Annotated in this window: 16 protein-coding genes; 1 reads left to right on the top strand and 15 read right to left on the bottom strand. The window is 28.0% G+C overall.

Features of this window, described 5'->3' with window-relative positions:
* Nucleotides 1–96: 96 nt before the first annotated feature.
* From recG to OW763_RS06475, 3 genes are read right to left on the bottom strand one after another with little or no spacing between them, the layout of a single operon-like run.
* Nucleotides 97–2,124: an ATP-dependent DNA helicase RecG gene (recG, locus tag OW763_RS06465; protein ID WP_268040262.1), complete on the bottom strand. Its 2,028-nt coding sequence runs from the start codon at nt 2,122–2,124 to the stop codon at nt 97–99.
* Between the two features lie 49 nt (nt 2,125–2,173).
* Nucleotides 2,174–3,838, bottom strand: coding sequence for a DAK2 domain-containing protein (locus tag OW763_RS06470; protein ID WP_268040263.1), 1,665 nt, complete (start codon nt 3,836–3,838; stop codon nt 2,174–2,176).
* Between the two features lie 13 nt (nt 3,839–3,851).
* Nucleotides 3,852–4,199, bottom strand: a complete 348-nt coding sequence (locus OW763_RS06475) for an Asp23/Gls24 family envelope stress response protein (protein ID WP_268040264.1) — start codon at nt 4,197–4,199, stop codon at nt 3,852–3,854.
* Nucleotides 4,200–4,393: 194 nt separating this feature from the next.
* Here OW763_RS06475 and rpmB point away from each other — a divergent pair, with 194 nt between their 5' ends.
* Entirely contained in the window at nt 4,394–4,585 is a 192-nt protein-coding gene (gene rpmB / locus OW763_RS06480; protein ID WP_268040265.1) for a 50S ribosomal protein L28, read from the top strand.
* A 44-nt stretch (nt 4,586–4,629) separates the two neighbouring features.
* Here the strand turns inward: rpmB and spoVM are convergent, their stop codons facing one another.
* The 12 genes from spoVM to priA all read right to left on the bottom strand — a co-directional run bounded on the left by spoVM (nt 4,630) and on the right by priA (nt 16,399).
* Nucleotides 4,630–4,704, bottom strand: a complete 75-nt coding sequence (gene spoVM / locus OW763_RS16970; RefSeq protein WP_418921798.1) for a stage V sporulation protein SpoVM — start codon at nt 4,702–4,704, stop codon at nt 4,630–4,632.
* Nucleotides 4,705–4,813: 109 nt separating this feature from the next.
* Complete coding sequence (locus OW763_RS06485) at nt 4,814–5,449, bottom strand: thiamine diphosphokinase (protein ID WP_268040266.1); 636 nt, start codon at nt 5,447–5,449, stop codon at nt 4,814–4,816.
* A gap of 2 nt (nt 5,450–5,451) precedes the next feature.
* Entirely contained in the window at nt 5,452–6,102 is a 651-nt protein-coding gene (rpe, locus tag OW763_RS06490) for a ribulose-phosphate 3-epimerase (RefSeq protein WP_268040267.1), read from the bottom strand.
* Nucleotides 6,096–6,965, bottom strand: coding sequence for a ribosome small subunit-dependent GTPase A (gene rsgA / locus OW763_RS06495; protein ID WP_268040268.1), 870 nt, complete (start codon nt 6,963–6,965; stop codon nt 6,096–6,098). The genes rpe and rsgA overlap by 7 nt, the downstream gene beginning before the upstream one ends.
* A gap of 19 nt (nt 6,966–6,984) precedes the next feature.
* Complete coding sequence (gene pknB / locus OW763_RS06500) at nt 6,985–8,868, bottom strand: Stk1 family PASTA domain-containing Ser/Thr kinase (protein WP_268040269.1); 1,884 nt, start codon at nt 8,866–8,868, stop codon at nt 6,985–6,987.
* Entirely contained in the window at nt 8,843–9,619 is a 777-nt protein-coding gene (locus OW763_RS06505; RefSeq protein WP_268040270.1) for a Stp1/IreP family PP2C-type Ser/Thr phosphatase, read from the bottom strand. The genes pknB and OW763_RS06505 overlap by 26 nt, the downstream gene beginning before the upstream one ends.
* Before the next feature lie 46 nt (nt 9,620–9,665).
* The gene (rlmN, locus tag OW763_RS06510; protein ID WP_268040271.1) at nt 9,666–10,694 is read right to left on the bottom strand and encodes a dual-specificity RNA methyltransferase RlmN; all 1,029 of its coding nucleotides are present in this window, start codon (nt 10,692–10,694) and stop codon (nt 9,666–9,668) included.
* A gap of 8 nt (nt 10,695–10,702) precedes the next feature.
* Entirely contained in the window at nt 10,703–12,031 is a 1,329-nt protein-coding gene (gene rsmB / locus OW763_RS06515) for a 16S rRNA (cytosine(967)-C(5))-methyltransferase RsmB (protein ID WP_268040272.1), read from the bottom strand.
* Between the two features lie 19 nt (nt 12,032–12,050).
* The gene (locus OW763_RS06520) at nt 12,051–12,728 is read right to left on the bottom strand and encodes a zinc metallopeptidase (RefSeq protein ID WP_268040273.1); all 678 of its coding nucleotides are present in this window, start codon (nt 12,726–12,728) and stop codon (nt 12,051–12,053) included.
* A 35-nt stretch (nt 12,729–12,763) separates the two neighbouring features.
* The gene (gene fmt / locus OW763_RS06525; RefSeq protein ID WP_268040274.1) at nt 12,764–13,693 is read right to left on the bottom strand and encodes a methionyl-tRNA formyltransferase; all 930 of its coding nucleotides are present in this window, start codon (nt 13,691–13,693) and stop codon (nt 12,764–12,766) included.
* A gap of 1 nt (nt 13,694) precedes the next feature.
* The gene (gene def / locus OW763_RS06530) at nt 13,695–14,150 is read right to left on the bottom strand and encodes a peptide deformylase (protein WP_268040275.1); all 456 of its coding nucleotides are present in this window, start codon (nt 14,148–14,150) and stop codon (nt 13,695–13,697) included.
* Nucleotides 14,151–14,197: 47 nt separating this feature from the next.
* Complete coding sequence (gene priA / locus OW763_RS06535; protein WP_268040276.1) at nt 14,198–16,399, bottom strand: primosomal protein N'; 2,202 nt, start codon at nt 16,397–16,399, stop codon at nt 14,198–14,200.
* Between the last annotated feature and the right edge of the window lie 31 nt (nt 16,400–16,430).

Genomic DNA, 16,430 nt, shown 5'->3' on the forward strand with positions numbered 1-16,430 from the left:
CCTCCTTTGTTGTCAATTACATAAAATCTTATTTCATATTTTATCATATATCTATTAATTATACAAAATTATTTTTATATTTTTATAACTAAAAATTTAATTAAAACATATATACTTTGAAGTATTTTCAAGTTTACTTAATATGTCCCTTTTTATTGATATATCCTCTTCTAAATCACTATTAATTATTAATTTAGCTTCATTATTTGCAATTTTAAACAAATGTATATCTTCAATTAAGTCTGATAAAATCAGTCCATTTTCTCCATGCTGATTGACTCCGAATATTTCTCCACTTCCTCTTATCTTTAAGTCTTCTTCTGCAATATAAAACCCATCATTACTTTTACTCATAATTTCCATCCGCTTCCTTGTTACATCACTTTTTATGTTAGCTATTAAAATACAATATGATTTTTCCTCTCCTCTTCCAACTCTTCCACGTAATTGATGCAGCTGTGATAATCCAAATCTTTCAGCATTTTCTATTATCATTAAAGTAGCATTAGGAACATTTACCCCTACCTCTATTACAGTTGTAGCTACAAGTACTTTTATTTTTCCTTCTTTAAACCCTATCATAATTTTTTCTTTATCATTACCGGACATTTTTCCATGCAATATTGCAATATCCATTCCTTTAAAATATTTTTCTTTTAATTCAGTATATAACTCTTCTACAGAAGTTAATTGTATTTTTTCGTTTTCTTCTACTAAAGGACATACAATATAAACTTGTCTTCCCTTTTGTATTTCTTTTAAAGAAAATTTATATACTCTATCTCTTTTATTTTTTTCAACATAGTAGGTATCAATCTTTTTTCTTCCTGGAGGTAATTCATTTATTATGGATATATCTAAATCTCTATATAATGTTAATGCTAAAGTCCTAGGTATAGGCGTTGCTGTCATAACTAATATATCAATTTTCTTATCCTTATTGTATAGTCTGCTTCTCTGTCTAACACCAAATCTATGTTGCTCATCCGTTACAACCATTCCTAATTTTTTGAAATTAACATCATCTTCCAAAAGAGCATGTGTACCTATAATTAAATCAATTCTTCCTTCTTGTAATTCCTTTTTAATTCTTTTTTTATTTTTTAACGTAGTACTACCGCATAATAATTCAATTTTAACATCAAAATCTTTTAAAATCGTTTTTGCTTCCACATAATGCTGAGATGCAAGTATTTCTGTAGGTGCAATAAATACTCCTTGATACCCATTTTTTATTATATTAAAAAGAGCAATAATTGCAACTATTGTCTTTCCACTTCCTACGTCTCCTTGAACTAATCTATTCATAGGTATGTTTTTTTTCTCATCAATTAATATTTCTCTTACAACTCTACTTTGCGCCTTTGTCAAATCAAAAGGCAATGCATCTTTTAACACCTTAAGTTCTGGTGCTATATTAAATGCAATCCCCTTACTACTGTTCAACTTCTTAATCATCAATAATTTTAAAGAATATGTAAATAGCTCTTGAAATTTCAATCTTTTTATAGCTTCCTTAAGTTCCTCTTTTCCTTTTGGATTATGAATATTCCTAATAGCCTTATCAAGAGAACAAAGCCCATATTTATCTAAAATTTTTTTAGGTAAATTTTCAGATATTCTAATATTAGATAATATATGAGAATTTATTTTTATAAAAAAATTGTTTTTAAGATTTTCTTTTAAAGAATACTTAGGAACCATTCTATCTTCATCTTCAATATTATCTAAAATAATTGGGTTTGCCAAAACCCTTTTATATTTTTCAATCTGAACTTTACCCGAAAGTATATATTCTTTCATAAGATGAAATTTTTTCTTAATGTATGGTTGATTAAACCATTTTGCTTCAAAATTTGTTTCCCCATCATAAAATAATATAGTTGATATAATCAAATTTTTTCTTATATGTATATCTCTCTTTATTTGTTTAGCAACCACTCTAATAATTATATTTTTATTTTCATTTACTTGTTTTATAGAACTATAATATTCTTTTTCTTCATATTCTCTTGGAAAATATAAAAGGAAATCTAAAATAGTAAATATACCACACTTATTTAAAGTTTCCTTTGTTTTAGGACCTATACCTTTTAAAGCACTTATATTATCATTACTATTCATTATATTTTTCCCATCCTTTACTATAATAAAAAAAAGCCTCTAGGCTTTTTTATTCAACAGATACAATAAAATAATATAATGGTTGTTCACCACTATAGTATTGAATATCTATATGTGGATATTTTTCTTCTAGTTTACTAGAAAATTCTTCAACCTTCTCATCATCACAATCTTTTCCATAAAAAATTGTAATTAATTCACTTTCTTCAGTAATCATATTTGAAATTATTTCACTACAAACTTCATATACTTCTTCTCCAATTTGATTAATTTTCCCCTCAATTAATCCTAATATGTTACCTTCTTTTATAATATTACCATCCATTTCTGTATCACGTACTGCATAAGTAATAGAACCTGTGCTAACACTTTGGATAGCTGCATTCATTTCTTCAATATTTTTCTCAAGAGAACTGTTATCATTAAATACAGTTACTGCAGTTATACCTTGTGGTATTGTTTTACTAGGAATTATTACAACATTTTTTTCTGAAATCTTTGAAGCCTGTTCTGCAGCCATAATAATATTCTTATTATTTGGTAAAACAAATATATTTTTTGCATTAATTTTCTCTATGCATTCTAAAATATCTTGAGTACTTGGATTCATTGTTTGACCACCTTCAATGACTAAATCCACTCCAAGATCTTTAAAAATATTTTTAAGTCCATTTCCCATAGAAATAGCTACAAAGGCATATTCTTTTTCTTCATTTTGTACATCACTACTAATATTTTCAATCTTTTCATCATCAGAAGTTGAAGCATATTCCAATTCCAAAATTTGTCTATGTTCTTCTCTCATATTATCTATCTTTATTTTAGATAATTCACCGAGTTTAACCCCTTGTGACAATATCCATCCTGGATCATTAGTGTGTATATGAACTTTTATAACATCATCTACAGCAACAACTATCATTGAATCTCCTATAGGCTCTAAAAGTTTTTTGAACTCATTAACCTTCAAACATGCATCTTCTACAAGTATAAAAAATTCAGTGCAATATCCATATTTAATATCTTTTGTATTTATGTTAACTTGAGGTGCTACTTTTTTTTCAATATTTTTGTGTTTAACATCTTCAACTTTAGCTTCTATATTTTCCTTTAATGCTTCGTACATACCCTTTAATATAATTAATAATCCCATACCTCCTGCATCAACTACTTTTGCTGCTTTTAATGCTGGAAGCATATCAGGTGTTTTATCAAGAATAGTTTCACTATACTTACATATCTTATATAATCTCTTTACTATATCTACATCATCGCAGTTAATAGCGCTTTCTCCAGCCGCCTTAATAATAGTTAATATTGTACCTTCTGTTGGTCTCATAACTGCCTTATATGCATATTTTGCTCCTTCTTTTATACTATTTGCAAAAACAGCAGCATCAACTTTGCTTTTTCCCTCTAACCCTTTAGCTATTCCTCTAAATATTTGAGAAAGAATAACACCTGAGTTACCTCTTGCACCCATCAATGCACCTTTTGCAATCTGCTTTGAAATTTCACCAATAGAAATATTTTGTGATTTTTCAATTTCTAGCACTGCACTTCTAAAAGTCATTGACATATTTGTACCCGTATCACCATCTGGTACTGGAAATACATTCAAAGAATTTACGAACTCTTTTTTTTCCTCAAGTCTATTTGATGCATTAATTACCATATTTCGTAAATCATGTCCATCTAGCTCAAAACGTTCCAATTTTTGTACCTCCTTAAACCCTTACACCTTGAACATTTACAGTTATACTTGCAATATCAAGATCTGTTTGATTTTCTACATTGTATTTTACTTTTTTTATTATATTATTTGCTATAACAGAAATTTTTGTTCCATATTCAATAATAACATGTACTTCTATAAATAGTTTACTATCTTTATTATATATCTTAACTCCTTTGCTTAAGTTTTCACGTTTCAAAAGCTGCCACAAACCATCTGTAGCATCTTTAGAAGCCATTCCAACAACTCCATAGCATTCCATAGTAGATATACCAACGATATTCGCTAAAACTTCATCAGAATAATTTATAGTACCATATACACCAGTAATTCCTAACATATACATTCCTCCTTATCTTAACATACTATTTATTTTATAATATATATATTTTTAAATCAAGAAAATAAATCATATATATACTTATTCTTACTTTTACATTTATATTTTACTTGCCAAAAACATGTTATATATGCTACAATATATTACGTTCTATCACATGGAATTATTATCTTCAATATAGGAGGTGTTATACAATGGCAAAAAAATGTGATATATGCGGAAAAGGTGTTGTTTCAGGTGTTCAATACAGCCATTCGCATCGTCAATCAAAGAGAAAATGGGCGCCAAATATAAAAAGCATCAAAGCTTTAGTTAATGGAAGTCCTAGAAAAATAAATGTATGTACTAGATGCTTACGTTCTGGAAAAGTTCAACGTGCTGTCTAAACTGAAAAAGTAAAAAATGCAATTGTTAATACAATTGCATTTTTTTACTTTTTATTTTTTTTAAATATTCTTAAAAATTTTGATAAAAAGTTAGGAAGCTTGATAGCAACAATCTTCATAATAACCCCCTAAAATATGGATATCGCAGGCAAACTTTACTTATAGTTTTATTATATGTATTAGCGTAGTTTTTAGTTACAATAAAGACATGCAAATATTTACATGCCTTTATTCTGTGGGGTAAATCACCAATAAAGTTCCTTTTTTGAAATTAATCTCAACTTGCTCTTCTATAAATTCATTTGAAATTGTAATTGGATTACCTATCTCTAAATAAAATTTATCTAGTGGATATTTTGCTCCACTAATACTTAATTCATCAACATTCTCATAATATGCTACCAAAGAAAATGTTTTACCTCTACTACCCAGTAAAGTTATAGGCTTATTTGTAATTGTAACAACATTATGTTTATCTTTAATATATGCTGAAACTCCTAATTTTAAGCACTTAATCAACATTCCTAAATTACCTAGAGAATGATCTATTCGTGTTCCAGTGCATCCTAATAATATAATTTTATTTGCTCCCAGTTCTACGGCTTTATTTACAGCAATTTCAGTATCAGTATAATCTTTTTCTGGTGGGTACTGAATTATATTACTATGTTTATTTTTAAAGTATTCAAAAACTTTAGGCTCTATAGAATCGAAATCACCAATTATGAAATCTGGACATATATCATATTCATACAAACAATTAGCTCCACTATCAGCACAAATTAAATATGTACAGTCTTCTATTTCCTTATTAATTAACTCATCAGAAGGAGCTGTTCCTCCTGATACAATAACAACTTTCATAATTAAAACCTTTCTTTCAACGCTCTTATATTTTTTTCTATTTCACCATCCTTAAATACAGCTGAACCCGCTACAATTACATTTGCACCACATTCAACAATTTCCTTAATATTATCTAAATTAACCCCACCATCAACTTGTATCAAAAGCTCTTTATTACATTTTAAAGAAACTTCTTTTACTTGTTTAATTTTATCTGAACAATATTTTATATACTTTTGTCCTCCAAATCCAGGATTCACAGACATTATAAGTATCATATCTACTTCACTTATTAAATGCTTTATTGATTCTATTGGAGTAGCAGGATTTAATGCTATTCCAGCTTTAATTCCAAAACTCTTAATATAATTTATTGTTCTATCTAAGTGTTTATCACTTTCATAATGCACTGTAATTAAGTCTGCACCAGCTTTAACAAAGTCTTCAATATATCTTGAAGGTTCTTCTATCATTAAATGCACATCAAATACCAAATTTGTAAGGTTTCTAATACTTTTAATAATAGGAATTCCAAAGGAAATATTTGGAACAAACATTCCATCCATTACATCTATATGAATGAAGTCTGCACCATATCTTTCCAAGTCTGTTATATCCTTTTGTAAGTTTTTAAAATCTGCTGATAATATAGATGGCGCTATTTTTACCATTTGTTTTTTTCCCCCTTAATAATCTCTTCTAATGTTTTTATATAAAATTTATATCTGTTAGAATCTATTATATTTTCTTCTACAGCTTTTTTAATTATACATTCAGGTTCTTTATAATGCATACACCCTTTAAATTTACATTGGTTTTCATATTCCCAAAATTCAGGGAAATATTCCTGTAACTCTTCTTTACTTTCAAACTTCACTTCAAGCGTAGAAAACCCTGGAGTATCAACAACAAACCCCTCATTAATTTCTACTAATTGACTATGCCTTGTAGTGTGTTTTCCTCTTTTTAGTTTTTCACTTATATTTCCAGTTTCCATAACTTCACTGCCAACTAACTGATTTAGTATAGTTGATTTTCCAACTCCAGACTGTCCGCAAAAAACAGTTACATTATTTTTTAATTTATTTTTTATCTTTTCTAATCCTATTCCTTTCTTTGCATTAGCAAAAATATACTCATATCCAGCATTTTTAATCATTTTTACAGCTTTATCGTCCTGATATTTTTCCAATAGATCTGTTTTATTAAAACAAACTATAGCTTTTATTTTTTTTAGTTCACATTGAAGTAAAAATTTATTTAAAAGATCTAAATTAACATCAGGATTTTTTAGTGAAAATACGACAAGTGCTTGAGTAATATTTGATACTAGTGGCCGTATCAATTCATTATTTCTTTCATAAATTTCTTCAATTGATCCTTTATTATTTTTTAAAGTAATATCAACTTTATCACCAACAATAGGTGATAACCCTTTTTTTCTAAATTTGCCTCTGGCTTTACATTCTATAACTTGATCTTTTACTTTTACATAATAAAAGCCACCTATTCCTTTTATAATTATTCCTTCCATGATTCCTCCTAAATAAACTTTACGGATTTGGTTCACTTTTAAGTTTTATAATTGATTTTTCTGTTACTTCTCTGCCTGGTGCTTTATCCTGTGAAATTATAACGAAATCATCTTCACCTTCTACTTCAAGAACCAAATTATATTCTTTAGCAATTTTTTTAGCCTCACTAATTGTTTTATTTGTAAAATTAGGAACAATAACAGCTACATCATTATTATATACATAATAACTAATATCAATTAATGTATTTTCTTTAACTTCTTTACCTTTATTTATACTCTGAATAGATACAATACCATCCATTGATTCATCTATAGTATCAATTTTTGTTACTTTACCAAGTTTTAATTTAAGATTTGTTAAAATCTCTTGAACTTCATCAAAATTTTTATTAACTAAATTAGGTACTTCAGTATATTTTATTTCAGACCCTTTGCTTATTACTAAATCGATAAAAGTATTGTTTCCTATTTCCGCATCTGGTTTTGGTGATTGATTACAAACATACCCTTTCTCTACATTATCATTATACTTATACGAAACACTTCCTAACTTTAAATCATATATTTTTAAGTATTCTTTAGCAGCTTGGAACTCAATTTCAACTAAATTAGGAATAGTTGAAACTTTTGGTCCTGAACTTACTATAGCTCTAATTTCATCTTTTTCACTTGTATCTATTTCTGTACCTTCATAAGGATAACATTGAATAACTTCATCCTTGGGCTTATCACTGCTTTCCATTGTAACTACAAACTTAAGTCCTTTGGCTTCTACTATTTTTTGAGCTTCTTCTTTACTCTTCCCTATTATATTAGGTACTTTAAAAATTTTTGATTCTACTTTAGGTGGTTCTAATTTTCTTTTTGAAATAACATATGCTGCTGTAAAACCAATTACAGCTATAAACACAGCAGCTAACACACCTATAAGTATTTTTTTTACCTTACCGTTAGTATGATATTCTTCATCGTCATCTTCAAATTCTTCTATATTTTCATTCTTATCGTTTTTTAAATTTACTATAGGCTTCATTATTTTTGTGTATTCTTTTTCTTCGTTATAACTTAATATTTCACATTCAGGATCTTTTTTTATCTTTTGAAGATCTAAAAGGATATCTTGAGCGCTATCATATCTTTTATATTGTTCTTTCTCTATAGCTTTTAATATTACTTTATTTAAGTTTTGGGGAATGCTTGGATTAATTTGAATTGGTGGTACAGCAGCCTCTTGTATATGCTTTAATGCAATAGATACAGGGGTTTCTGCATCATAAGGAAGTTTCCCTGTAACCATTTCATATAATATTATACCCAAAGAATAAATATCAGTTTTACAATTTACATAACTGCCTTTTGCTTGCTCTGGTGAAAAATAATGTGCTGAACCAATAATTCTCTCAGAATTAGTAATTGTAAAAGAAGTTGTGGCTTTAGCAATACCAAAATCAGTAACTTTTATTATTCCTTCTTTTGTAACCATAATATTATGAGGTTTAATATCTCTATGAATAATATTGTTATTGTGGGCACATTCTAAAGCTCTTGCTATTTGTATAGCAATAATAATAGCATCTTTATAATTTAAAATTTTTTGTTGATTTATAACTTGTTTTAATGTTTTTCCATCTATGTATTCCATCACTATATAATTTATGTTCTCTTCAGAACCTATGTCATAAATACTAACTATATTATTATGTGATAATGGTGCAGCAGATGCCGCTTCTTGTTTAAACTTATTAACAAATTCAATATTGTCTAAATATTGGCTTTTTAAAATCTTAACTGCAACATATCTATTCAATAAATGACATTTAGCTTTATAAACTTCGGCCATCCCTCCTTCTCCAATTTTATCTAATAATTCATATCTATTCCCCAGTATAGTTCCTGTCATCTTCGCACTCTCCTCCAAATACAATAACTGAAATGTTATCTTTTCCACCTTTACCTTTACATAATTCTACTAATAGTCTACAAGCTTCCTCATTATTATTATTCATTATAATATCATACATTTCTTTTCTGCTAACCTCATTTGTAAGACCATCTGTACATAAAATACACTTAAATATTCTTTTGGTATTTAGTTTAAAAACATCAATTTCTACATTTTTTTTAGTTCCTAATGCTCTTGTTATTATGTTCTTATTTGGGTGCTTTACAGCTTCCTGTTCAGTAATACTTCCATCATCCACCAATTCTTGTACTAAAGAATGATCTTTAGTTATTTTTTTTAAACCATGTTCATTTACTATATAACAACTACTATCACCTACATTTGCAATCACAACATCTTCACCTTTTACTAAGCATGCTGTAATAGTAGTTCCCATTCCTTTGAGTTTCTCATCAACTTGAGATTTTCCATATATAATACTGTTTGCATGGACTATTGCACTTCTCAATATTATTTCTAAATCATATATTCGATCTAATTCTTTAATATACTCTATACAATTTTCAACTGCAATTTTACTAGCTACATCTCCAGCATTATGTCCTCCCATACCATCTGCAATAACATATATGTTAAAGTTATTTCCTTCATAACACCCTAAATAGTCTTCATTTACCTGTCTAATATTTCCTACATCTGATAAATAACCAACATTATAACTGTCTGAATATTTTCTTTTAAAACTCATAAAAATGTTCCCTCCATCACACATAGCCCTTGATTCATTTATTACGTTATTTATTAATATATTGTCTTCTTAGTTGACCACAAGCTGCATTAATATCTGAACCCATTTCTCTTCTTATTGTAGTTTCTATATTATATTTTGTCAAAACACCTTTAAAGTTGTTTATAGTTTCTATCCTAGATTTTTTAAAATTATTTTCTTTTATTTCATTAATAGGAATTAAATTTACATGACATTTAATTCCGGTTAATTTAGAACTTAATTCTTCTGCATTTTCTATCTTATCATTAATATCTTTTACAAGTGCATACTCAAAAGATATTCTTCTACTAGTTTTATTAAAATAATATTTACATGCATCTAAGATTTCTTGTAATGAATACTTGTTTGCAATAGGCATCATAGTTTTTCTTATTTTATCATTAGGTGCATGAAGAGAAATTGCTAGTGTTATTTGTAACTCTTCCTCCGCAAGTTCCTCAATCTTAGGAACTATTCCACAGGTTGATAATGTAATATGTCGTTGCCCTATATTTAATGTATCTGGTGCATTAACTAAATAAATAAATTTTATTACATTTTCAAAATTGTCTAAAGGTTCTCCACTTCCCATAAGTACTATATTGGAAATTCTGTCATTTATCTCGTTTTGAGCTTTCAATACTTGAGCTATTATCTCCCCACTACTTAAATTTCTTACTACACCACCAACTGTTGATGCACAAAACTTACATCCCATTCTACACCCAACTTGAGTTGATACACATATTGAATTCCCATATTTGTATTTCATAACTACAGCTTCTATCAAATTTCCATCATTGTATTCAAAAAGAATTTTTCTTGTATCATCAATACTCGATTTATATACTTCTACTGCTTTGGGAATTCCTATATAAAATGAATCTTTAAGTTTTTCCTTTGTAGATTTTGGTATATTTTTCATATCATCAAAAGCAAATATACCTTTTTTATATATCCAATCAAAAACTTGCTTTCCTCTAAATTTACTTTCGCTATTCTCATCCATCCACTTTTTTAGTTCATCTAAGTTAAAATCTAAAATATTTTTCATTTTAACACCTACCATTGTCTTTTAAGTTTTGCAATAAAGAATCCATCCATATATTTATTAGGTAAAATAGTGACACAGCCTATATCGTCATATATAAAATTATCTAATTTACCATAATATAAAGGTTCTACAACATACTGTGGATTTTCATTAAGAAACCATTTTATATTTTTTACGTTTTCTTTGTTATTTAATGTACAAGTGGAATATAATAAATTTCCTCCAACTTTTACATATGCAGCAGCATTATTCATTATTTTTCTTTGAATATCTATAATTTCATTAAGTTGTTTTAAATTTTTTGTATATTTTATTTCTGGCTTTTTTCTTATGATTCCGAGTCCAGAACAAGGTACATCAATCAATACTGCTTCTGCTGTATTTTTCAAATCCTCATTATATATTGAAGCATCCATTTGGCTACAAACTATATTTTTCACGCCTAATCTTAATGCATTTTCTTTAACTAAAGATAGCTTGTTCAAATGAATATCATAAGCTTTTACAACACCTGTATTATTCATAACTTCAGAAATATGAGTAGTTTTTCCACCTGGTGCACTACATAAATCTATTATCTCTGAATTTTCTTTTATTTCCATGGAAGGTGCTACAAGCATTGCACTTTCATCCTGAACAGTAATTAGTCCTTCTTTAAATAAAGGATTTGTTTCTATGCTTTTTCCTCTTTTTATTACAATTGCTTCTGGGCATGCATATCCATCTTCTATATCATATCCCTCTGTAATTAATCTGTCATAAGCTTCATCATAATCTATTTTTAAATTGTTAACTCTAACTGTAACAGCAGGTCTCTCATTTAAACCTTTTAATATATTTTCAGTAGTTTTTATACCATACTGATCAATAAACATCTTTACTATCCACTTATCAAATGAATAGTTGAAGCTTAAACCTTCAACTAAATCATTACTTTTGTAATAAATCTTATTTAAGTTTCTAAGATAATTTCTTAAAACTCCATTTACCAACTTTGATACCCCTATTGATTTGCTTTTAGCTAACTCAACAGCTTCATTTACAACTGCAAAATTAGGTACCTTATCCAGAAACTTAATTTGATACACTGAAATCCTCAACACATTTAAAATATATGAATCTATTTTTTCTAATCCATTTCTAAGAAAGTTATTTAAAATTTTATCTATCATATATTTATATTTAAGCGTTCCATATACTATTTCAGTAGTTAAAGCCTTATCTTTTTCATTTAAATTAGATTTATTTAATTCCTTTCTTAAAACTATATTAGAATATGAGTCTTTATTTAATACTTGTTCTATTATTTCTACACATATTTTTCTACTATTTTCCATATGTTTACTCCAATCCTTTTTATCTATCTCTGCTTAAAACAAAGAGTCTAATCAATTGTAATATACTCATTAATGCCGCTGCTATATAAGTCATAGCTGCCGCAGTTAATACAGATTTTGCACCTTTAATTTCATTATCATACAGTATAGTCCTTTGTTGTAACACTCTTAATGCTCTATTAGACGCATTAAATTCTACTGGTAAAGTAACTAACTGAAATATAACAACAGCTGTAAATAATAAAATACCCAAATTTATTAAATATGATGAACGGAAAAGAAAACCCACTAAGAAAATTATCCATGATGCATTCGAACTAAAATTAACAACAGGAACTATTGAATTTCTTATTTGTAATGGAGCATAGTGTTTTTGATGTTGAATTGCGTGCCCAGTCTCATGGGCTGCTACACCTATTGATGCTATGGAAGTACTTCCATATACATCTCTTGATAAGCTTACCATTCGATTTCTAGGATCATAGTGATCTGTAAGTTTCCCTGCAATTTGTTTAACCTCGACATCGTAAAGTCCTTCAGCATCTAAAAGTGTTCTTGCAACTTGTGCTCCAGTATACCCATTTATACTTTTAATTCTATAATATTTTTCAAAAGTAGCTTTTACTTTTATTTGTGCCAACGCAGATATAATTAGAGCTGGTAATAATATGATAAATGTACTATCATAAAAAAACATTCATACCCCTCCTTAAAACTGGATATTTATCTAAACTATCTTAAAACAGTGCCTTTATCAATTGTATTTCCTTTAATATATTGTTCCACTTTTAAAACCTTTTTACCCGGGAATTGAATTTCTTCAATTAATAATGTTCCCTCACCACATGAAACCTTTATTCCTTCATCTGACACATCAATTATTGTTCCGTTTTTTACATCACTCTGTTCTTTTAAAACCTTAGCCTTGTATATTTTCATGATTTTATCGTTATAATGAGTGTACGCAACAGGCCAAGGACTTAAACCTCTTATAAGATTGTTAAGTTTTTCCGCACTCAACTTCCACTCTATTTCTCCCATCTTCTTATCAAGCATTGATGCATAGCATGTTTGAGATGAGTCTTGTTTTACAGGAGTAATATTTCCTTCAACCATTCTTTTTATAGTTTGAATTAAAATCTCTGATCCATCTCTCATTAAAATATCATGCAAATCTCCTGCTGTCATATTTTCAGTAATTTCTACTTCCTGCTTTAATAACATATCTCCTGTATCAAGTCCTTCATCCATAAGCATTGTAGTATTTCCACTTTTCTTTTCTCCCTCTACAATAGCCCAGTTTATTGGTGCAGCACCTCTATACTTAGGAAGAAGTGAAGCATGGAGATTAATACATGCATATTTAGGTATTTCAATAACCGTCTTTGGAAGTATTTGACCATAAGCTACTACAATTATAAAATCAGGGTTCATATTTTTAAGTTCTTCTATAATTTCTTGTTCTTTTTTTAGTCTAATAGGCTGATAAACAGGAATATCGTACTTTAATGCTAATTCCTTTACAGGAGACATTGAAACTTTTTTCCCTCTACCTTTAGGTTTATCTGGTTGAGTAAAAACTGCTTTTACTCCAAATTCGTCTATAATCGCTTGAAGTGATGGTACAGAAAATTCTGGTGTACCCATAAATACAATATTCATATTAAATTCCCTCACTTTCCTTAACAATCTTATCTACAAATAACACACCATCCAAATGATCAATTTCATGGCAAAACGCCCTTGCAAGAAGTCCTTCACCTGACATTTCAACTTCTTTTCCTTTTTCATTTAAAGCTTTTACAGTAACCTTAAAAGGTCTTTCTACTTTTCCTTGTTTTCCAGGAACACTCAAACAACCTTCTATATCAATTTGATTACCCTCTGTTTTTATAATCTCTGGATTTATCAAAGCTATTGGACCATCTCCAACATCTATTACAACTATTCTCTTAAGTATTCCTACTTGTGGTCCAGCAAGCCCTACGCCTTGTGCTTTATACATTGTTTCTTTCATATCTTCAATTATTGTCAAAATTCTATCATTTATTTCAATAACTTTCCTACTCTTTTTTCTTAAAACTTCGTCTCCTTCAACTCTAATGCTTCTTAGTGCCATTTTTACCCCTCCAATATATTAATTATAATAAAGCCCTAAATAGAATCTTATAAAAAACTATTAGGATTAATATCAATGCTAGCTCTTACATCATTATGAATATTTTTTATATTCTCGTATATAGTATTTTTAATCTCTAGAGCTAATTTATTATCAAAATCACCTTTGACTAATATCTGCCATCTATAATTTTCTTTTATTTTAGATAAAACACACGGACAAGGTCCTAACATTTCTATTTTATCATTATTTTTCAATTTATTTTTTAATATTATACCAATATTTTGTATATTTTTTATTAACAAACTTTCATTCTTGCTGCTCATATTTACAGCTAATACCTTAGAAAACGGAGGATAATTCATCCTATGTCTCATTTCTATCTCTTCTTCATAAAAATCATCAAAACCATTTGCAGCTGAATATCTAATACTATATTCATCTGGATTATATGTTTGAACAATAACATTTCCCTTTTTCTTTCCTCTTCCAGCTCTTCCACTTACCTGCGTAATAAGCTGAAAAGTTTTTTCTGCTGAACGGAAATCCGGTAAATTTAATGACAAATCAGCAGCTATAACTCCTACTAAAGTTACATTTTTAAAATCAAGTCCCTTTGTAACCATCTGAGTGCCTATTAAAACATTTGCTTTATTTTCTTTAAAAGTATTATAAATTTCCTCATACGAATTTTTACGTCTAGTAGTATCAAAATCCATTCTCAACACTACTGCATCTGAAAATATTCTTTTTATCTCTTCTTCAATTTTTTCAGTTCCGACACCAAAATATTTAACATATCTACTACCACATTCAGGACATATTCTACTCACTGGATACTTCATCCCACAATAATGACAACTCAAATAATCGCCCCTACTATGGTAAGTCAAAGAAATATCACAATTACTGCACTTAAACACATAACCACATTTTCTGCATGAAACAAAAGTTGAAAAACCTCTTCTATTTAAAAATAATATTATCTGTTCTTTATTTTGCAATGCATTTTTTATCCCTGTATACAATTGTTCACTAAAAATTGATTTATTACCTTTCATTAGTTCTTCTCGCATATCAACAATATGAACTTTTGGCATCAATGCATTATCAGCTCTATTTTTTAAAGTTATAAGTTTTATTTCACCTTTTTTACATCTATAATAAGTTTCAACAGATGGAGTTGCAGAACCTAATACCATTTTACATCCTTCAATTTCACACTTTAATTCTGCTATTTCTCTTGCATTATATTTAGGATTACTATCTGATTTATAGCTTCCTTCATGCTCTTCATCTATTATAATTGCTCCTAAATTTTCAAATGGTAAAAATATTGCTGAACGTGCTCCTATAGCTACTTTTACTTCTTTATTTTTAACTCTTAACCATTCATCATACCTTTCTCCATCAGAAAGTCTACTGTGAAAAACTGCAATGTTTTTACCAAACCTACCTTTAAATCTTTCTACCATTTGAGGAGTTAAAGAAATTTCAGGAACTAATATAATACTCTCATTATTATTTTTCATCATATCACTAACTATATTCATATATATCTCTGTTTTTCCACTACCTGTAACACCATGAATTAAAAATAATTTTTTCTGCGACTTTAATATAGAATCAACTGCTATTTTTTGTTCTATATTAAGCTTTTGAGCTTTATAATCTGAATATTCTTTTATATTATATCTATTAACTATAGAATCATTTTTATTCAAGAATCCATATTTTAACATTGTATTTATAGATGAAATGGACAGTGTAAACTTTTTGTTTAATTCTGTTTTTGAATAAATGCCGTTGTTTTTTTGTACAATTGTATATATTTTAGTATATGGATCTTTTAAAAATTTTCCTTCAAGCTGATTTCCTATAGTTATAGTCTGTTTAAGTTTCTTCTTTATACCTTTAGTTATACCTGTTGGAATCATTACCTTAATACATTCTAAATATGTACATAAATATCTTTCTCTCATATTTTTGATAAGCTTAATATCCTCTTCTCGTATAACTGTAAATTCATCACATATATTAATTATAGATTTTATATTTCTGACATTTTCACAACTAGTATATAATGCTACAACAAAACCATCAATATTTCTATTTCCTTTTCCAAATGGTACCTTTACTCTATGACCTATTTTTAATTGTTGTATTAGTTCTCTAGGTATTTTATATGTAAATGTTTTATCTACTTGTACTGATTCATTATTTACTATAACTCCTGCATATTGATACACACACTTCACCCTTTATTTAAATAAAAGTTAA

The sequence above is a fragment of the Clostridium aestuarii genome, from assembly GCF_026735135.1.
GTDB lineage: Bacteria > Bacillota > Clostridia > Clostridiales > Clostridiaceae > Clostridium_H > Clostridium_H aestuarii.